Source organism: Cellulomonas palmilytica, from assembly GCF_021590045.1.
In the GTDB taxonomy this organism is placed as follows: Bacteria; Actinomycetota; Actinomycetes; order Actinomycetales; family Cellulomonadaceae; genus Cellulomonas; species Cellulomonas palmilytica.
Genome location: NZ_CP062221.1, coordinates 2520934 through 2538507, shown reverse-complemented (window position 1 = coordinate 2538507; position 17574 = coordinate 2520934). Strand labels below are relative to the sequence as shown.

General features: G+C 76.5%; 19 protein-coding genes and 1 riboswitch. Of the genes, 1 reads left to right on the top strand and 18 read right to left on the bottom strand.

Going from position 1 to position 17574, the window contains the following annotated elements; translation table 11 throughout:
- Positions 1-16 precede the first annotated feature (16 nt).
- From F1D97_RS11500 to F1D97_RS11475, 6 genes are all read right to left on the bottom strand, one after another.
- Positions 17-934, bottom strand: a complete 918-nt coding sequence (locus F1D97_RS11500) for a diacylglycerol/lipid kinase family protein (RefSeq protein ID WP_236120643.1) — start codon at positions 932-934, stop codon at positions 17-19.
- Positions 931-1716: a twin-arginine translocase subunit TatC gene (gene tatC / locus F1D97_RS11495; protein ID WP_236123582.1), complete on the bottom strand. Its 786-nt coding sequence runs from the start codon at positions 1714-1716 to the stop codon at positions 931-933. The genes F1D97_RS11500 and tatC overlap by 4 nt, the downstream gene beginning before the upstream one ends.
- Before the next feature lie 46 nt (positions 1717-1762).
- Positions 1763-2077, bottom strand: coding sequence for a Sec-independent protein translocase subunit TatA (gene tatA, locus F1D97_RS11490; RefSeq protein ID WP_236120642.1), 315 nt, complete (start codon positions 2075-2077; stop codon positions 1763-1765).
- Between the two features lie 117 nt (positions 2078-2194).
- A complete protein-coding gene (locus F1D97_RS11485) occupies positions 2195-2530 on the bottom strand; it encodes a hypothetical protein (protein ID WP_236120641.1) in 336 nt (111 codons plus the stop codon).
- Complete coding sequence (locus F1D97_RS11480) at positions 2523-3530, bottom strand: helix-turn-helix transcriptional regulator (RefSeq protein WP_236120640.1); 1008 nt, start codon at positions 3528-3530, stop codon at positions 2523-2525. Before F1D97_RS11480 ends, F1D97_RS11485 begins: the two co-directional genes overlap by 8 nt.
- A complete protein-coding gene (locus F1D97_RS11475) occupies positions 3523-4620 on the bottom strand; it encodes a helix-turn-helix transcriptional regulator (protein ID WP_236120639.1) in 1098 nt (365 codons plus the stop codon). The genes F1D97_RS11480 and F1D97_RS11475 overlap by 8 nt, the downstream gene beginning before the upstream one ends.
- 34 nt (positions 4621-4654) lie before the next feature.
- Between F1D97_RS11475 and F1D97_RS11470 the strand changes: the two genes are divergently transcribed.
- The gene (locus F1D97_RS11470) at positions 4655-5791 is read left to right on the top strand and encodes a DUF3866 family protein (RefSeq protein ID WP_236120638.1); all 1137 of its coding nucleotides are present in this window, start codon (positions 4655-4657) and stop codon (positions 5789-5791) included.
- A gap of 63 nt (positions 5792-5854) precedes the next feature.
- Here the strand turns inward: F1D97_RS11470 and F1D97_RS11465 are convergent, their stop codons facing one another.
- The 12 genes from F1D97_RS11465 to F1D97_RS11410 all read right to left on the bottom strand — a co-directional run bounded on the left by F1D97_RS11465 (position 5855) and on the right by F1D97_RS11410 (position 17558).
- Positions 5855-6280 (bottom strand): PH domain-containing protein, encoded by a 426-nt coding sequence (locus F1D97_RS11465; RefSeq protein WP_317618862.1) that lies wholly within the window; start codon positions 6278-6280, stop codon positions 5855-5857.
- Positions 6280-7128 carry an ATP phosphoribosyltransferase gene (gene hisG, locus F1D97_RS11460; protein WP_236120637.1) on the bottom strand — a complete coding sequence of 283 codons (849 nt, stop codon included), beginning with the start codon at positions 7126-7128 and terminating at the stop codon, positions 6280-6282. The genes F1D97_RS11465 and hisG overlap by 1 nt, the downstream gene beginning before the upstream one ends.
- A 45-nt stretch (positions 7129-7173) precedes the next feature.
- Complete coding sequence (locus F1D97_RS11455; RefSeq protein WP_236120636.1) at positions 7174-7437, bottom strand: phosphoribosyl-ATP diphosphatase; 264 nt, start codon at positions 7435-7437, stop codon at positions 7174-7176.
- On the bottom strand, positions 7424-8212 hold the full coding sequence (gene pnuC / locus F1D97_RS11450) for a nicotinamide riboside transporter PnuC (protein WP_236120635.1): 789 nt from the start codon (positions 8210-8212) through the stop codon (positions 7424-7426). The genes F1D97_RS11455 and pnuC overlap by 14 nt, the downstream gene beginning before the upstream one ends.
- Entirely contained in the window at positions 8209-8685 is a 477-nt protein-coding gene (ribH, locus tag F1D97_RS11445; protein ID WP_236120634.1) for a 6,7-dimethyl-8-ribityllumazine synthase, read from the bottom strand. Before ribH ends, pnuC begins: the two co-directional genes overlap by 4 nt.
- Entirely contained in the window at positions 8682-10037 is a 1356-nt protein-coding gene (ribB, locus tag F1D97_RS11440; RefSeq protein ID WP_236120633.1) for a 3,4-dihydroxy-2-butanone-4-phosphate synthase, read from the bottom strand. Before ribB ends, ribH begins: the two co-directional genes overlap by 4 nt.
- A complete protein-coding gene (locus F1D97_RS11435) occupies positions 10034-10633 on the bottom strand; it encodes a riboflavin synthase (protein ID WP_236120632.1) in 600 nt (199 codons plus the stop codon). The genes ribB and F1D97_RS11435 overlap by 4 nt, the downstream gene beginning before the upstream one ends.
- Before the next feature lies 1 nt (position 10634).
- Positions 10635-11681, bottom strand: a complete 1047-nt coding sequence (ribD, locus tag F1D97_RS11430; RefSeq protein ID WP_236120631.1) for a bifunctional diaminohydroxyphosphoribosylaminopyrimidine deaminase/5-amino-6-(5-phosphoribosylamino)uracil reductase RibD — start codon at positions 11679-11681, stop codon at positions 10635-10637.
- An 81-nt stretch (positions 11682-11762) separates the two neighbouring features.
- A riboswitch (FMN riboswitch) is annotated at positions 11763-11904 on the bottom strand.
- Positions 11905-11979: 75 nt separating this feature from the next.
- Positions 11980-12642, bottom strand: coding sequence for a ribulose-phosphate 3-epimerase (gene rpe / locus F1D97_RS11425; RefSeq protein WP_236120630.1), 663 nt, complete (start codon positions 12640-12642; stop codon positions 11980-11982).
- An 88-nt stretch (positions 12643-12730) separates the two neighbouring features.
- Positions 12731-14365, bottom strand: a complete 1635-nt coding sequence (locus tag F1D97_RS11420) for an RsmB/NOP family class I SAM-dependent RNA methyltransferase (protein WP_236120629.1) — start codon at positions 14363-14365, stop codon at positions 12731-12733.
- Complete coding sequence (gene fmt / locus F1D97_RS11415; RefSeq protein ID WP_236120628.1) at positions 14362-15381, bottom strand: methionyl-tRNA formyltransferase; 1020 nt, start codon at positions 15379-15381, stop codon at positions 14362-14364. Before fmt ends, F1D97_RS11420 begins: the two co-directional genes overlap by 4 nt.
- A 92-nt stretch (positions 15382-15473) precedes the next feature.
- Positions 15474-17558 carry a primosomal protein N' gene (locus F1D97_RS11410; RefSeq protein WP_236120627.1) on the bottom strand — a complete coding sequence of 695 codons (2085 nt, stop codon included), beginning with the start codon at positions 17556-17558 and terminating at the stop codon, positions 15474-15476.
- Positions 17559-17574: the final 16 nt, after the last annotated feature.

The following is a 17574-nucleotide window of genomic DNA, read 5'->3' as shown; positions in this document are numbered from 1 at the left end:
CCACCACCCTAGGCACTCAGGCGAGCACCCTCAGCGCACCGGGCACCACGTCGAGCTGCAGCGGGAGCGGACCGGCCCGCTCCCCGTCCGCGAACGCCGGCGGCGGAGCGGCGCCGAGCGCGGTCAGCGGCTCGACCAGGACGCTGCGCGCCTGCAGCACCCGCACCGCCGGGTCGGCCGTGTGCGTGCCGCGGTACACCCGCGGCAGGATCTTCAGGACACCGGGCCGCGCGAGGGGTGCGGCGACGACGATGTCGAGCAGGCCGTCGTCGACGCGCGCCTGCGGGGCGATGTTCACGCCCCCGCCGAACCAGCCGCAGTTCGCGACCGCCACGATCGGGCTGCCGGACTCCCAGACGGTCCCGTCGTACGTGACGCGGTAGCCGAACGGCCGGTAGCGCCCGACCTCCGCGACGAGCGCGCGCACGTACCGGCTCTCGCCGCGCGGCCACGTGTACCCGTTGGCGCGCGCGTTGACGGCCGCGTCGAGGCCGCACGACAGCACCCCGACGTACCACTCGCGCGCCGACGTCCCGGGCGGCCCGACGCGCACCGCGTCGACGCGCCGCGGCGTGCCCGCCAGCGCCCGGCCGATCGCCTCGACGGACGCCGCCACGTCCCCGCGTGGCAGGCCGAGCGTGCGCGCGACGTCGTTGCCCGTCCCCGCGGCGATGATGCCGAGCGGCACGTCGGTGCCCGCGACGACGTTCGCCCCGAGGTGCACCATGCCGTCCCCACCGACGACGACGACCGCGTCGAGACCGGCGACGGCCGCGGCGCGCGCCCGGTCGGTGGCCTGCGCGAGCGACGGGCCCGACAGGTCCTCGACGTCCAGGCCGAGCGCGCGCAGGCGCGCGTGCGCGTCCGGTCCTGCGGTCGTGCCACGCCCCTTGCCCGCGGTCGGGTTCACGACCAGCCCGATGCGGGCCGTCACGCGCGCGGCTCCGGCTCCGACGGGAGCGTCCCGTCGAGCGTCGGCAGGCCCTGGTCCGCGCGCCGGCGGTCGACGCGCCGGTCGTGCAGCGTGCACACGCCGAGCGCGACGAAGTACAGGCCGCAGATGGGCAGCGCGACCGCGATCATCGTCAGCGCGTCGGGCGTGGGGGTCATGACGGCGGCGAACGTGAACGCGACGACCACGGCCCATCGCCACCCGCGCCGCCAGGTCGCGGCGCGGCCGATGCCGGCGAAGTTCATCGCGACCATGAGCACGGGCAGCAGGAAGGCGAGCCCGAACGCGAGCAGCAGCCGCATGACGAAGCTGAGGTACGTCTGCGCGTCGATGAGGTTCGTGGCCTCGTCGGGCGTGAACTCCGTCAGGACCCGCACCGCGGTCGGCAGCGCCCAGAACGCGAGCGCGGCGCCGGCGAGGAACAGCGGGACGGCCGCGGCGAGGAAGCCGACGGCGTAGTGCCGCTCCTTGCGCGTGAGCCCCGGGGTGACGAACGCCCACAGCTGGTACAGCCACCACGGGCTCGAGACGAACACCCCGAGGAACAGCGAGACCTTGATCTTCATGTCGAACGACGTCGCGACGCCCGCGAAGTTCAGCGCGACGATCGAGTCCCGCTCCTGCGCGACGTCACGCAGCGGCTGCTGGAGCAGGTCGAGCACGGGGTCGTAGAGGAACCAGCCCGCCACCGCGCCGACCACGAGGCCGAGCGCGGCGAAGAACAGGCGTCGGCGCAGCTCCAGCAGGTGCTGGCGCAGCGGCATGCGCCCGCCGGGGGCGGCACCGCGGCGATCGGTGGACACGCCGCCCTCAGGCGGACGTGCTCGGGCCGCTCTCGCCCGGCTGGTCCTGCGGCGTGGGGGCGGCCGGCCCGGGCGTCGTGGGCGGCTGCGCGACGGGCGGCTCCGGCGGCGTCACGGGCGGCGCGGCGGGCGCGGTCGACGACGAGGCGGGCGGCGCGGGCGCCGGCGCGTCCGTGGTGAGGTCCTTGACCTCACGCTTGAAGATCTTCATCGACTGGCCGACGCTCTTGGCCAGGTCGGGCAGCCGCTTGGCTCCGAACAGGAGCAGGATCACCACGACCAGGACGACGATGTGCCAGCCCTGCAGTGCATTCCTACCCATGACAGCCCCTCGACGGACGATGCGCGACCACGTGATCCTAACCGCCGCCGCAGCGCGACCAGGTCCGCCGGCCCGGTCGGCGGGTCAGGGTCGTCCCCGCACCCGCGGGCCGGCGGGTCAGGTCCAGTAGGCGCGCCAGCCCCGCGCGGTCTCGGCGTGCCGGCGCGCGCGCTCCTCGCGCCGTGCCGCCCGCTCGCGGCGCAGCCCCCGCACGGCGTCGCGCAGCTCGTCGCGGTCGGCGAACAGCGTGGGGTCGGTGCTCGCGCGCTGCTGCGCGGCCAGGTCGGCGAGCTCGGCCGCCCGGTCGGCGAGCTCGGCGCTCACCTCACCCGCCCGCGCGAGCTCGCGCCCGAGCGCCACGAGCGAGCGCCACAGGCGCCGCCCCAGGAAGAACGCGCCGACGAGCGTCCCGACGACGAGCACGGACCACAGCGCGAACCACACGTCAGGCACCGCCCTCGTGGCCCTGGTCCCCGACCGGAGCGGGCAGGTCCGCGAGCGGGCCGTACGCGGCGAGCGCGGCACGCGCGACGCGCGCCACCTCGGCGGCGACCGACGCGGGCCGCACGTCGAGCACGTCGTCGGCGGCCTGCAGCACCAGGTGGCGCAGCCAGGCCGGGCTGACGATGCGCAGGTCGATCTCGAACGACCCGTCGGGCAGGTTGCGCACCTCCTGCACGGGCGTGCTCTCCGCGACCCACCGGCCGTGGCTCGTCAGGTGCAGCGTCACGAGCGCGCCGTCGTCGCCGGGGACGAACTCTCCCCCGCCCGGGGGCACGGGGTGGTGCTCGGCGGGCACGTCCAGCACACGCGCGGACAGGATCCGGTCGACGCGGAACAGCCGCTCGCCCTCCACCGCGTAGCACCAGCCGAGCAGGTAGGAGCGGTCGGTGTCCGTCACGAGCCGGATCGGGTCGACGTCGCGCTCCGAGGCCACGTCGGCCGCGTTGACGTAGCGCACGTGCAGGCGACGGCCCTCCCGCAGCGCGGTCGCGAGCGCGGACGCCACCGCGGGCGCGGCGGCGAGCGTGAGCGACACGTCCACGGTGCCGGCCGCGTCACCCACTGCGGCGGTCAGCTTGGCGAGCGCCGAGCGCACGACCTGCGCGCGCTCGTCGTCGAGAGCGCCGCCCAGCCCGGCGTCGAGAGCACGCAGCGCCGCGACGAGCGCGACGCCCTCGCGGGCGGACAGCCGCAGCGGGCGGGTCATGCCACGCGACTCGGTGAGCCGCACGACGCCGCGCTCGTACGACGAGAAGTCGAAGTCGATGAGGTCGTAGGGCAGGTAGCCGGGCGTCCCGCTGACCCAGAGCGTGTCGACGTCGGCCATGACCTGCTGCGTCGAGACGCCGAACTGGTGCGCGAGCTCCTCGACCGAGGCACCCTCGTGCCGGTCGAGGAACGCGATCATGCCCAGCAGCCGCACGACGCGGTCGCTCGCGCGCTCAGCCACGACGCACCTCCGACGCGCCGTCGGCCACCGCGAGGTCCTGCACGTCGTCCTGCACCCGCCCGTCCCCACCGGCCTCGTCGGCCTGCGACGCGAGCGCGGCCGCGCGGCGCAGCAGGCTGAGCACGTGCCCGCGCACCTCGGGCGGGTCGATGACGAGCACCGCGTCGCCGTACCCGACGAGCTCCTCCGCCAGCTCCCAGGCGTTGCGGTACTCGACGTGCACGACGTCGCGGCCCGCCAGCAGGGGTGCGACGAGCGCGTCGGTCACCCGGTCCTCGGCGTCGGCGGGCGGCGCGACGGCACGCACGCGCGTCGCCTCCGCGCGCTCGGGGAGGACGGCGAGCGTCGCGACGCGCGGCGGGCCCGCGCGCCACGCGGCGAGCGCCCGGTCGACGACCTCGGGGTCGGGCGGCGGGAACGCCCCGGGCTCGCCGAGCGCACGGATCGAGCCCTCGATGCGGCTCAGCCGGAACGAGCGCGGCGCCTCCCGGTCCTGGTCCCAGCCGACGAGCACCCAGCCGCCACGGCGCGCGACGAGCTGCCACGGCTCGACGCGACGCTCGCGCACCTCGCCCGTGCTCGCCGCGCGGTACGTGAGCCGCACGAGCTGGCGCGCCTGCGCGGCGTCCAGCAGCGGCGCGAACACGCTCCCGCCCGACCGCACGCGCGGCGCGAGGCCCGCGACGAGGTCGGTCGCACCGGGCCCCTGCCCCACCGCGCGCAGCTTGGTCAGGGCGCGCGACGTGTCGCCGCGCATCGTGCGGTCCTGCCACGTCTGCGCGGCGAGGGTGAGCACGCCGAGCTCGGCGGCCGTGAGGTCGATCGGCGGCAGCGCGTACGCGTCGAGGTCGATCCGGTAGCCGATGTCGTCGCCGTGCCCCGCGTCGGTGACCGTCACGAGCGGGATGCCGAGCTCGCGCAGCGTGTCCTTGTCGCGCTCGAACATCCGCTCGAAGGCGTCGTCGGACGGCGCGTCGGCGTAGCCGGCGACGGAGGCACGCACCTGCTCCTTGGTCATACGTCCGCGCGAGTTCACGAGGGCGATGAGGAGGTTGAGCAGGCGCTCGGCGGGGTCGATCGGACTGGGCATCGGGTCCACCGTAGTGGCCGGTAGCGTTACCGACGTGATCACGTGGCGCGTCGGTGTCGTCGAGCAGGTCGGAACGTCGTGGCAGGGGGCCACCGAGCTCACCGTGGCCCTCGACCAACCCTGGGCGGACCCCACCCTGCCCGCCCGGGTCAAGGCGCTCGCCTACCCCGCGCTCGTCGGCGAGGTCGCGGCGGGACGCCGCGTCTGGCTCAACGTGTCCGCACTCGCGCGCGGGCTCGGGACGGGCGGGTACGCCCTGGTCATCGCGCCCGCCGACGGCAAGCCCGTCGACCCGCCGCCCACCCCCGGGCACCTCGTCAAGGCGCGCTACACGCCGCTGCAGGCCATGGTGCTGGGGGTCGACGACCAGGAGTCCGAGCACCACGAGACCATGCGCGACGCCGACGACCTCGCGGAGCTCCCCGTCGTCGTCGCCGACCTGCACTCCGCGCTGCCGGCGGTCGTCGCGGGCGCGCGGCTCGAGGCCGAGCGGCGCGGTCGGCCGGCACCGAGCGTCGCGTACGTCATGACCGACGGAGGCGCGCTGCCCGCCTGGTTCTCGCGCGCCGTCGCGGGCCTGCGCGACGCGGGGTGGATCTCGACGTGCATCACGGCCGGGCAGGCCTTCGGGGGCGACCTCGAGGCCGTCTCGGTGCACACCGCGCTGCTGGCCGCGCGGCACGTGGCGGGTGCGGACCTCGCGGTCGTCGTGCAGGGCCCCGGCAACCTCGGGACCGGCACGCGCTGGGGCTTCTCCGGCGTCGCCGCGGGCGAGGCGGTCAACGCCGCCGCGGTGCTCGGTGGGCGGCCCGTCGCGTCGCTGCGCGTCTCGGGCGCCGACCCGCGCGAGCGGCACCTCGGGATCTCGCACCACTCGCTGACCGCGTACGGCCGTGTCGCGCTGTGCCCCGCGGACGTCGTCGTGCCGCTGCTCGACCCGTCCGACGAGGTGCTCGGGCCGCTCGCGGAGCGCGTGCGCCACCAGGCCGCCTCGCTCGTCGAGCCCGTCGGGCGGCACCGCCTGGTCGAGGTCGAGGCGGGCGACGAGCTGCGCCGTGCGCTCGCCACGTCACCCGTGCGCCTGTCGACCATGGGCCGCGGCCTGGACCAGGACCCCGCGGCGTTCCTCGCGGCAGGCGCCGCGGGCGTGCACGCGACGACGCTGCTGTGACGAGGCTGCCCTGACGACGCTGCCCTGACGTGCGCCGGGGGCGCGCGGCGTCGTCGTCGGCGCTCAGTCGTCCCGGTCGGTCCGCGTCCGTGCGGCGACGAGTGTCGACAGCCGGCGCGCCTCGGCCTGCGCACGCTCGCCGTCGGCGCGCTGGATGCCCATGACCGCGAGCGTGTCGCCGTCCGCGAGGTCGAGCTGGACCCACGGGCTGTCGCCGAACCGCACCGCCACGACCTGCGCCCACGTCAGCCGCGTGGTGACGAGCAGGTTGCGGACCGTGATCCCGTTCTCGTCGGGCACCGCCGCCACGGACGCCTGCCGCCAGCAGAACCAGACGATCGCGAGGGCGAACAGCGCGAAGCTCGCGACGTCGAGCGACGTCAGACCGGGCATGAGCACGACGAGCACGACGGTGGCGACCACCACGACACCCGCGAGCCCCAGCGACGCGAGCCGCGCGAGCCGGGGCCGGAACGGGGTCAGGTCCACTAGAGCCTGCAGGCGTGGATCGACGTGACGAGGATGGCGCGCGCACCCAGGTCGTAGAGCTGGTCCATCACGCGGTTCGTCTGGTCGCGGCGCACCATCGCGCGCACGGCGGCCCACTCGCGGTTGTGCAGCGGCGAGACGGTCGGCGACTCGAGGCCGGGCGTGATCGCGACGGCCTGCTCGACGAGGTCGATCGGGCAGTCGTAGTCCATGAGGACGTACTGGCGCGCGGTGAGCACACCCTGCAGGCGACGCGTGAGCACGTCGAGCCCCTCGGGCGCCTCGACGTCCGAGCGGCGCGCGAGGACGGCCTCGGAGTGCAGCAGGGCCTCGCCGAACACCTCGAGCCCGGCGGCCCGCAGCGTCGAGCCGGTCTCGACGACGTCCGCGATGACGTCCGCGACGCCCAGGCGGATCGCGGACTCGACCGCGCCGTCCAGGCGCACGACGCCCGCGGGCTCCACACCCCGCTGGGCGAGCGTGCTGCGCACGAGCACCGGGTAGGACGTGGCGACGCGCTTGCCGGCGATCTGTGCGATGTCGCTCATCGCGCCCGCGGTCGTCGCGAACCGGAACGTCGAGCGCGCGAAGCCGAGCCCCAGGTGCTCGACCGCGGCGGACTCGGAGTCGAGCAGCAGGTCACGACCGGTGATGCCGACGTCGACGGTCCCCGCCCCCACGTAGACCGCGATGTCGCGCGGCCGCAGGAAGAAGAACTCGACGTCGTTGTCCGGGTCGGGCAGGACGAGCTCGCGCGAGTCGCGGCGCTGGCGGTAGCCCGCCTCCCGCAGCATCTCGACGGCGGGCTCGGACAGCGAGCCCTTGTTGGGGACGGCGATGCGCAGCACGGGGGGTTCCTTCGGGTCAGGGGTGACGACGGGCGGGGGCGCGCTCTACAGGTGCGCGTAGACGTCGTCGAGCGTGAGCCCGCGCGCCACCATGAGCACCTGCAGGTGGTAGAGGAGCTGCGAGATCTCCTCGGCCGTGCGCTCGTCACCCTCGTGCTCCGCGGCCATCCAGACCTCGGCCGCCTCCTCGACGATCTTCTTGCCGATCGCGTGCACGCCGGCGTCCAGCTCGGCGACCGTGCCCGAGCCCGCGGGCCTGGTCACCGCCTTCTCGGACAGCTCGGCGAACAGCGACTCAAACGTCTTCACGTCGCCCAAGGGTAGACGTTGCGCCCAGGGCGCTCGTCGCAGGTTCGGCGGCTGGGACGGTCGCCGCGTCCGTCACCGGCCCCGTCACCGCGTCCGCCCGGACCTGCAGCGCCGGTCCGACGCGCCGCGCGCGCCACCACACGACGAACCCGTAGGTGACGACGCCGCCGTAGACCAGGTACAGGACGGCGGACGGGTAGTAGCCCGCCGAGAGCAGGAGCGGGACGCCGACGATGTCCACCGCGATCCAGATGAGCCAGAACTCGATGTACCCGCGCGCCATGCCGTACGTCGCGAGCAGCGAGCCGGTGAAGATCCAGGCGTCGGCCCACGGACCCCACGAGCCGAGCTCGCGGAACACCCAGGCGAACCCCACCGTCCCGACGACCGCTGCGGGGCCGAGCACCGCCCACCCGCGCAGTCCCGCCCATCGTGGCTCGACGGCGGGCGCGTCGGGGACTCCGGAGGCACGCGCGTCGCGGCGCGTCCGGCTCCAGCGCACCCAGCCGTACACCGACACGACGACGAAGAACACCTGCCGCCCGGCCTGCCCGTACAGGTCCCGGTCCTGCGGCGTGCCGAACACGGCACCGAGGAAGACCGTGAACAGCAGGACGTTGCCGACGATCCCGACCGGCCACGCCCACACCCGCCGGCGCAGCCCACCGACGGCGGACGCGAGGCCGAACAGGTTCCCGACGACCTCCCGCCAGAGGATGTCGTGGCCCGCGACCGTCACGGTCGCGTCGAACAGCCAGCCGAGCGGTCCGGTCACGCGGGACCCAGCCCGCGCAGCGCGGCCACCGTGGCGACCGCGGCCTGCGCCGCCTCGTAGCCCTTGTCCTCGCTCGAGCCGGGCAGCCCGGCACGGTCGAGCGCCTGCTGCTCGTCGTCGCACGTCAGGACGCCGAACCCGACGGGCACGCCCGTGGTCACCGCGACGTCCGTCAGGCCGTTCGTCGCGCCCGCGCACACGTACTCGAAGTGCGGGGTCCCACCCCGGATCACGACGCCGAGCGCGACCACGGCGTCCGCGCCGCCGCGCGCCGCGACGGCCGCCGCGACGGGTAGCTCGAACGTGCCCGGCACGCGCACGACCGTGAGGTTCTCGACGTGCGCCTCGGCCAGCGCGCGCACCGCGCCGTCGATCAGGCCGTCCATGACGACCTGGTGCCACGAGGCCGCGACGACGACGACGCGCAGGCCGGTCCCGTCGACGGTGATGCTGGGTGCTCCGGCGCCGCTCATGCGAGCTCCTCCAGGGGTGCGTAGGTGTGGTCGGTGCGGTCCGCACCGGGGGTCGCGGGTGCCGCGTGCACCGGGTTGACCGGGATCGGCTCGCGCACGTCGGCCGGGTCGTCGAGGTGCAGCAGGTGCCCCATCGAGCGCGCCTTGGTGCGCAGGTACTCCTCGTTCTGGGGCGTGCGGCCCACCTCGAGGCCGCGCACCTCGACCACGTCCACCCCGTGCGCGCGCAGCCCCGCGACCTTGGCGGGGTTGTTCGTCAGGAGCTGGACGCGGTCGACGCCGAGGTCGCGCAGGATCGCGGCCGCGGCGCCGTACTCGCGCCGGTCGGCGGGCCAGCCGAGGTCGAGGTTCGCCTCGACCGTGTCGCGGCCCTCGTCCTGCAGCGCGTACGCCGCGACCTTGGCGAGCAGCCCGATCCCCCGGCCCTCGTGCCCGCGCAGGTACACGACGGCGCCGCCCTGCTCGGCGGCGAGCCGCAGCGCGGCGTCGAGCTGCGGACCGCAGTCGCAGCGCGCCGAGCCGAACGCGTCTCCCGTGAGGCACTCCGAGTGCACGCGCACGACGGGCACCGCGGCGAGGCCGCGCGTCGGCACGAGCGCGACGTGCTCGTCGCCCGTACGCAGGTCGCGGAAGCCGTGGATGCGGAAGTCGCCGTGCCTGGTCGGCAGGTACGCGGTGTGCGTCGCGTGCACGCGCGGGCGTCCGTCGCCGGCGGTGGGCGGCTCGACGGTGTCGTCGTGCTCGCGCCGCCACGCGACCAGGTCCGCGATCGTCAGCAGCACGAGGCCCTCGTCCTGCGCGATCCGGGACGCCTGCGTGAGCCGGACCATCGTGCCGTCGTCGTTCACGAGCTCGGCGATCGCGCCCACGGGCCGCAGGCCCGCGAGCCGGCACAGGTCGACGGCCGCCTCGGTGTGCCCCGCGCGGTGCAGCACGCCGCCGGGCACCGCGCGCAGCGGGAGCACGTGCCCGGGCCGGATGAGGTCGACGGGCCCGCTCGCGGGGTCCGCCAGGACGCGCAGCGTCCGGGCGCGGTCCGCGGCCGAGATCCCGGTGGTCACGCCCGTCGCGGCGTCGACCGTCACGGTGTAGGCGGTGCGACGCGGGTCCTGGCTGTGCGGGACCATGAGCGGCAGGTCGAGCGCGTCGGCGCGGCTCGCGGGCATCGGCGCGCACAGGTAGCCCGACGAGTGGCGGATGGTCCAGGCCACCCACTCGGGTGTCGCGGACTCGGCGGCCAGGATGACGTCGGCCTCGTTCTCGCGGTCGGGCGAGTCCGCGACCAGCACGGGGCGGCCCCGCCGCAGCGCCTCGAGCGCGTCCTCGACGGTGCCCGTCACGACGTCGGTCATCGCGCCACCGCCGTCAGCAGCCGCTCGGCGTACTTCGCGAGCACGTCCACCTCCAGGTTCACGGGCGAGCCCACGACGAGCGTGCCCAGGGTCGTGTGCGCGAGCGTCGTCGGGATGAGCGAGACCCCGAACGACTCGTCGCCGACGTGCGTCACGGTCAAGGAGACGCCCGACACCGCGATCGAGCCCTTCTCGGCGACGTACCGCGCGAGCTCGCCCGGCAGGCCGATCTCGACCTCGTCCCACCGCTCCCCCGGATCGCGCCGCAGCACGGCGCCGACGCCGTCGACGTGCCCCTGCACGACGTGCCCGCCGTACCGCCCGCCGACGGCCAGCGCGCGCTCGAGGTTGACCGGTGCACCCGCCCGCAGCGTGCCGAGCGCGGTGCGCCGCAACGACTCCGGCATGACGTCGGCGGCGAACGTCCCGTCCCCCGGCAGCTCGCTCACCGTGAGACACACGCCGTCGACGGCGATCGAGTCGCCCCGGTGCGCGTCGGACACGACGAGCGGCCCCCGCACGACCAGGCGGGCGTCCTGCCCGCGGTCCTCGACGGCGACGACGGAGCCCAGCTCCTCGACGATCCCGGTGAACATGTCAGACCTCCCGCAGGGGTGTGGCGACGACGAGCACGTCCGGCCCGAGCGGCAGCACGCTGACCGGCTCGAGCCGCACGGCTGCGGCGATGGACGTGATGCCGAGGTCGCCGACGGCGGACGGCCCGGCACCCAGCAGGACGGGTGCGACGTACGCGTGCACCTCGTCGACGAGGCCCGCGCGCAGGAACGCGGCGGCGAGCGTCGGACCGCCCTCGACGAGCACGCGCCGGGCGCCGCGCCACGCGAGCTCGCGCAGCACCTGGGCGGGGTCGTGCGTGCGCACCTGGACGAGTGCGCCGCCGGGGCCGTGCAGACGCGCGCCCGGCGGGACGTCGCGGTGCCCGACCACGACGCGCAACGGCTGGGTTGCGGCGAGGGCTCCGTCCGCGGTGCGGGCCGTGAGCGAGGGGTCGTCGCGCAGCGCGGTGCCCGTGCCGACGACGATCGCGTCGACCTGGGCCCGCAGCTCGTGCGCGTGGCGACGCGCCACGGACGACGTGATCCACCGGCTCGACCCGTCCGCAGCGGCGATCCGGCCGTCGAGCGTGGTGGCGGTCTTGAGCGTGACGAACGGTCGGTCGGCGCCCACCGACGGCAGCCACGAGCCCAGCAGCGCGCGCCCCTCGTCGGCCAGCACGTCCGTGACGACGTCGACGCCCGCCGCGCGCAGGATCTCGACGCCGCCCGCCGCGACGGGGTTGGGGTCCCGCACCGCGACGACGATGCGCGCGACGCCCGCCGCGAGCAGCGCCTCGGTGCACGGGCCCGTGCGGCCGGTGTGCGAGCAGGGCTCGAGCGTGACGACCGCGGTGACGCCGCGCGTGTCCTCGCCGCGCGCGACCGCGTCGGCGAGGGCCGCGACCTCGGCATGCGGCGTGCCCGCGCCGCGGTGCCAGCCCTCGCCCACGGTCGCCGCGCCGGTGCCCGACGGGTCGGGCCGCAGCAGGACGCAGCCGACGCGGGGGTTCGGGTCGTGCTCGGGGCCGCGCCGCGCGAGCTCGAACGCGCGCGTCATCGCCGCGCGCTCGTCGCCTGTGCTCGTCATGTCCACCTCCCGGCCCGTGCGGGCTCCGGGGGTGCGCGTGGGAGAGCACCACGCGTCAACGGCACGCCACCGGGCGCGCCGCCACGTACTTCCTCCCATCCGGACTTTCACCGTCGGTCCTGGAGTTCCACCAGGTCAACCGCCTCGGACGACTCTCGTCGCCCTCAGCGGGTCGCGGACTGTCACCGCCGGCTCGGACTTTCACCGACCCCGGAGCACGTGTACTCGGCCGCGACGGACGCCGTGGCCTTGTCTGGATGATGCCACACCCGGCGGGGTGCGTCGGACGACGAGCGCGTCAGGCCCAGATCGTGGACGCGAGACCACGCAGCGCGTCGATCTCGCCCGCGACGTCGTCGGCGCCGTACACCGCCGAGCCGGCGACGAACACGTCGGCCCCGGCCTGCGCGACGCGCGCGATCGTCTCTCGCGAGATCCCGCCGTCGACCTGCAGCCACGTGTCCGTGCCCGCCTCGGTGATCGCCTGCCGCGTACGGCGGATCTTCGGCAGCGTGCCCTCGATGAACGACTGCCCGCCGAACCCCGGCTCGACCGTCATGACGAGCACCATGTCGAGCTCGGACAGCAGGTCGAGGAACGGCTCCACGGGCGACGCGGGCCGCAGCGCGACGCCCGCGCGCGCCCCGAGCGCGCGCAGCTCGCGTGCGAGCCGCACGGGGGCCTGCGTCGCCTCGGCGTGGAACGTCACCGACGCGGCGCCCGCGCGCGCGAACTCCGGCGCCCACCGGTCGGCGTCCTCGATCATGAGGTGGACGTCCACCGGCACCGGCGAGATCTCGGCGATACGCCGCACCACGGGCAGGCCGAGCGTCAGGTTCGGCACGAAGTGGTTGTCCATGACGTCGACGTGCACGAGGTCCGCGTTGGCGATGCGACCGAGCTCGCGCTCGAGGTTGACGAAGTCGGCGGACAGGATGCTGGGCGCGATCTTGGCGGGCACGCGGTCAGCCTAGCCAGGCGACGCGGTGACCGCGCCGGGGCGTCTCGGCAGGTCGCCGACCCGGCGTGGCACCCCACGTCCCGCGGGGTCAGCGCCGCCGCAGCAGCGTCAGGTGCATCGCGTCGGTGCCGTGCACGTGCGGCCACAGCTGCAGGTCGAGCCGGTCGCCGACGAGGTCGAGCGGCCCCGCCGCGACGTCGCGCGCCACGGCCCGCGCGTCGAGCGTCTCGACCACGATCCCCACCTTGGCCGCGGCGCGCACCGCGTCCGTCACCACCAGGCGCGTCTCCGCGAGGTGCGGGGAGCACGTCACGTACGCGACCACGCCGCCGGGCCGCACCGCGCGCAGCGCCGAGCCCAGGAGCTCGCGCTGCAGCGCCGCCAGGCCCACGAGGTCCGCGGGCGTGCGCCGCCACCGCGACTCCGGGCGGCGTCGCAGCGCGCCGAGGCCCGTGCACGGCGCGTCGACCATCACACGGTCGTACGCGCCCGGCTCGGTCGCCCCCACCTCGCGCCCGTCGCCCGTCCGCACCGCCTCGACCGCGCTCGTCGCGACCGCCCGCAGGGACTGCTCGACGAGTCGGGCGCGGTGCGGCTGGACCTCGTTCGCGACGAGCCGCGCGCCACGCTGCGCGGCGAGCGCGGCCAGGAGCGCGGCCTTGCCGCCGGGACCCGCGCACAGGTCGAGCCAGCGCTCGTCACGGCCGTCCAGCGGTGCCGCCGCGAGGGCCAGCGCGACGAGCTGGCTGCCCTCGTCCTGCACGCCCGCGCGTCCCGTGCGCACCGCGTCGACACCCGCGGGGTCGCCGCCGCCCGGGAGCACCGCGACGGGCGAGACGCGGCCCGGCACGGCCTCGGCGCCCGCCTGCTCGCGCAGCTCCTCGGGCGTCACCAGGCCCGGCCGCGCGACGAGCGCGACGCGTGGCGCCGCGTTGTCCGCGGCGAGCAGGTCCGCGACGTCGTCCGGCGCCCGGCCGTCGCCCACCAAGGCCTCGCGCAGCGCCCGCACGACCCACTCGGGGTGGCTCTGCGTGACCGCGAGCCGCGCGACCGCGTCGGACTCCTGCGGGTCCGCCGCGTCACCGATCAGCGTCAGCCACGCGTCCAGCTCGTCGCGCGCGACCGCGCGAAGCACGGCGTTGACGAACTGCGACGCGCCCGCCCCGACGCGCTCGCGCGCGAGGCCGACGGTCTGCGAGACCGCCGCGTGCGCCGGCACGCGCATGCCGAGCAGCTGGTGCGCGCCCAGGCGCAGCAGGTCGAGCACGGGCGGGTCGATGCGCGTGACCTCACGGCCCGCCGCCTGCTCGACCACCGCGTCGTACCGCCCGCGCAGGCGCAGCGTCCCGTACGTCAGCTCGGTCGCGAACGCCGCGTCCCGGCCGCGCACGCCGCGCTCGCGCAGCAGCGGCGGCAGGACGAGGTTGGCGTACGAGTCGCCCTCGTCGACCGCGCGCAGCACGTCGTACGCCGTCGCGCGCGCGACGTCGGCCGTCCGCGCGCGCTGCGACGGTACCTGCGCGGAGCGCTGCCCGCGTCCCTCGACACGCGCCGCGCCGCGCTGCCGCCCGCGTGCGTCCCGACGCTCGTCGGAACCCCGCTCGCCGGAACCACGCTCGCCGGAACCCGGACGACCGGAGCCGGGACGACCGGAGCCGGACCGACCCGGCCCACCGCCCTGGCCGCGCCGCGGGTGGCTCCCGCCGTGCTCGTGCGGACTCATGCGGCACCGCCGGCCGTGCCGACGCCCGCGCCCGGGACCGTGCCGAGATCCGTGCCGAGATCCGTGCCGAGGTCCGTGCCGAGATCCGTGCCGAGCACCGTGCCCTCCGCAAGGCGCGCGCCGCGTGCCCAGTCCGCCGCGGGCATCGCGCGCTTGCCGGGAGGCGTCACCTCGCCGAGCCGCACGGCGTGCCCCGCAGTCCCGACGAGCACCTCGCGCTTGCCCGCGCGCACCTCGCCCGGCGCGAGGTCGCTCACGTCCGCGACCTGCGTGACCGGTCCGAGTCCCAGACGCGTCCCGTCCGGCAGCGTCGTCCAGGCTCCGGGCGCCGGCGTGCAGCCGCGGATGCGGCGGTCGACGACGTGCGCGGGCGCGCCCCACCGCACGCGCGCGTCCTCGACCTCGACCTTCGGCGCGTGGCTGATGCCGTCGAGCGGCTGCGCGACGGGCGTGAGGTGCCCGTCCTCGAGCGCGTCGAGCGTGCGCACCAGGAGCGTCGCGCCGGCGACCGCGAGGCGGTCGAGCAGGTCGCCCGCCGTGTCGCGCGGTCGGATGGTCTCGGTGAGCGTGCCGAGCACGGGTCCGGTGTCCAGCCCTTCCTCCAGCAGGAACGTCGTGGCGCCCGTGACCTCGTCGCCCGCCATGATCGCGTGCTGGACGGGTGCCGCCCCGCGCCAGGCGGGCAGCACCGAGAAGTGCAGGTTGACCCAGCCGTGCGTGGGCACCGCGAGCAGCGACGCGGGCACGAGGTTGCCGTACGCGACGACGGGCGCGGCGTCGACGCCGAGCGCGCGGATCTCCTCGACCACCGCGTCGTCGCGCAGCGTGCGCGGCGTGAGAACGGGGATGCCCGCCTCGAGCGCGCGCTCCTTGACGGGGCTCGGGGCGAGCGACCGCCCGCGGCCCGAGCGCGCGTCGGGGCGCGTGAGGACGGCCACGACCTCGTGACGTGACGCGAGGAGGGCCTCGAGGCTCGCCAGCGCGGGCGACGGGGTACCGGCGAACAGCAGACGCATGGGCTCGATCCTAGGAGCGCGCGGGGGTCGGGGCCGCACCGGCTCCGGGGCAGGCCCCGAGACCGGGTCGGTCGCGTGCGGTCCCGCGACCGTCAGCCGAGGTCCGACGGGTCGAGCTGGACGCGCACGGTGCCGCCCTCGCGCTTCGCGGACCGCACCGCGAGCGACGCCGCGACCGCGGTCGCGAGCGCGGCACCGCCCACGCGCGGCACGCGCAGCAGCGTGCGCACGTCCGGCTCGAACGCGCCTCGCTCGGCGCCCGGGACCGGCACGGGCCCGAGCACGTCGAGCGGTGTCGGCAGGGTCGCGGCACGGACGCGTTGCACGACGGCGGTGACCGCCTCGCGGGTGCCCGTGACGGACGCGATCCGCACGCTCGGCGGGAGCCCGAGCTCGCCGCGCTCGTCGAGCTCGCGCTCCGCGAGGCCCACCGGGTCCCAGCGCACGAGCGCCTGCGACGCGCGCGGCTCGGCGTCACCGACCAGCAGAACGACGCCGCCCGCCCCCGCGGGCCGCACGAGCGCGGCCGCCGCGAGCCAGCGCCGGACGGCGTCGGGCAGGACGCCGAGCGACGAGCCCGCCGTCGAGACCGCGGCGTCGAGCAGCACGGCGGCGGCGTAGCCCGCGGGTGCGACGGGCTCGGCGCCCGGGGTCGCGACGACGAGCGCCGGACGGTCGGCGACCTGCGCGACGACGCCCGCCGCGGCGCGCGCCCCGGACACGACGACCGGCACGCCCGGGAACGCGCGCCCCAGCTCCTCGGCGGTGCGCTCCGAGCCGACGCGGACCGACCGCAGCGCGGACGCCCCGCACTCGTCGCACCGCCAGTCGGTCGCCATCCGCCCGCACCAGCCGCACGTCGGGGTGCCGTCCGCGCGGTGCAGCCCGAGCGGACCGTGGCACGCCGTGCAGCGTGCGGACGCGCGGCACCGCCCGCACGCCACCGCGGGCAGGTAGCCCGCGCGCGGCACCTGGACGAGCACGGGCCCGTCCGCGAGCCGGTCCCGGATGGTGCGCCACGCGGGTGTCGGCAGGCGTGCCGCCGCGGCGGCACCTTCGCGTGCGAGCTCGGTGGACGTGAGCGCCTGCACGCGCGGCGCCCGGGCACGCACGCGAGGACGGTCGGCACTCACGTCGCGCGCCCACCCGGACGCGACGAGCGCCTGGGCCTCGACCGTGCGCCCGTGCGCGCCGACGAGCAGCGCCGCGCCCTCGAGGTCGGAGCGCAGCGCGAGGACCTCGCGCACGTGCGGGTACGGCGCGCGCGGCTCGGCGTGCAGCGAGTCGCCGTCGTCCCAGCAGACGGCCAGGCCCAGGTCGCGCACGGGCGCGAACGCGGCCGCCCGCGTCCCGACGACGACGTCCGCGTGCCCCCGGACGGCCGCGAGGAACGCGCGGTAGCGCGCGGCCGGTCCCTCCTCGGCCGTGAGCCGGACGGCACCGCCCCGGACCCCCGCCTCCCAGCGCGGGACACCGGCGGCGGCGAGCGCGTCGAGCGCCCGGTCCACGTCGCGCCCGTCGGGCAGGACCACGAGCGCGCCGCGGCCGCCCAGCACGGCGGCGGCGACGGCCTGCGCGACCGCTGCGGGCCACCCCTGCTCCGGTCCGCCCGGCAGCGCGGTCCACACCGCACGGGGCGCTCCCCCGCCGCGCACGTGCTGCACGAACGCGGCCCCGCCGCGGTAGTCCGCCCACGCCGTCGCGTCGGGCGACGGCGGCGGGACGACGGCGGGCTCCGCGGCCTGCGGCTCCGCCTCGACGCGCGCGTGGCGCGGCGGCACGGCGAGCCGCAGCACGTCGGCGAGCGTGCCCGCCCACCGGTCGGCGACCGCCCGCGCGAGGCGTGCGACCTGCGGCGTGAGCACGGGCTCGGGCGACACGAGCCGGCGTACCGGCACCAGGCGCCCCTCGTGCTCGGCGTCGGCGACACGCTCGAGCAGGTACCCGTCGACGTCCTGCCCGCCGAACCGCACCTTGACGCGCGTGCCGGGCACGGCGTCGTCGGCCATCGCGGCGGGCACGAGGTACTCGAACGACCGGTCGAGGTGCGCGGGCGGCAGGTCGACGCACACGCGGGCGACCGGGAGCACGTCCGCCACCTCGAGCGCGGCGGCGCGCGGACGCCGGCGTGCGCGCGGCGCGGGCACGCCCTCGAGCGTCAGCTGCTCCGGGTCCACGCGCTCATCTCACCAT

What these genes read in the sequence shown, in the direction of transcription:
- F1D97_RS11420 (WP_236120629.1), bottom strand. Translation starts at nt 14,365, where the DNA reads ATGAGTCCGCACGAGCACGGCGGGAGCCACCCGCGGCGCGGCCAGGGC.
- fmt (WP_236120628.1), bottom strand. Translation starts at nt 15,381, where the DNA reads ATGCGTCTGCTGTTCGCCGGTACCCCGTCGCCCGCGCTGGCGAGCCTC.
- tatC (WP_236123582.1), bottom strand. Translation starts at nt 1,716, where the DNA reads ATGCCGCTGCGCCAGCACCTGCTGGAGCTGCGCCGACGCCTGTTCTTC.
- tatA (WP_236120642.1), bottom strand. Translation starts at nt 2,077, where the DNA reads ATGGGTAGGAATGCACTGCAGGGCTGGCACATCGTCGTCCTGGTCGTG.
- F1D97_RS11475 (WP_236120639.1), bottom strand. Translation starts at nt 4,620, where the DNA reads ATGCCCAGTCCGATCGACCCCGCCGAGCGCCTGCTCAACCTCCTCATC.
- F1D97_RS11435 (WP_236120632.1), bottom strand. Translation starts at nt 10,633, where the DNA reads ATGTTCACCGGGATCGTCGAGGAGCTGGGCTCCGTCGTCGCCGTCGAG.
- ribH (WP_236120634.1), bottom strand. Translation starts at nt 8,685, where the DNA reads ATGAGCGGCGCCGGAGCACCCAGCATCACCGTCGACGGGACCGGCCTG.
- ribD (WP_236120631.1), bottom strand. Translation starts at nt 11,681, where the DNA reads ATGACGAGCACAGGCGACGAGCGCGCGGCGATGACGCGCGCGTTCGAG.
- ribB (WP_236120633.1), bottom strand. Translation starts at nt 10,037, where the DNA reads ATGACCGACGTCGTGACGGGCACCGTCGAGGACGCGCTCGAGGCGCTG.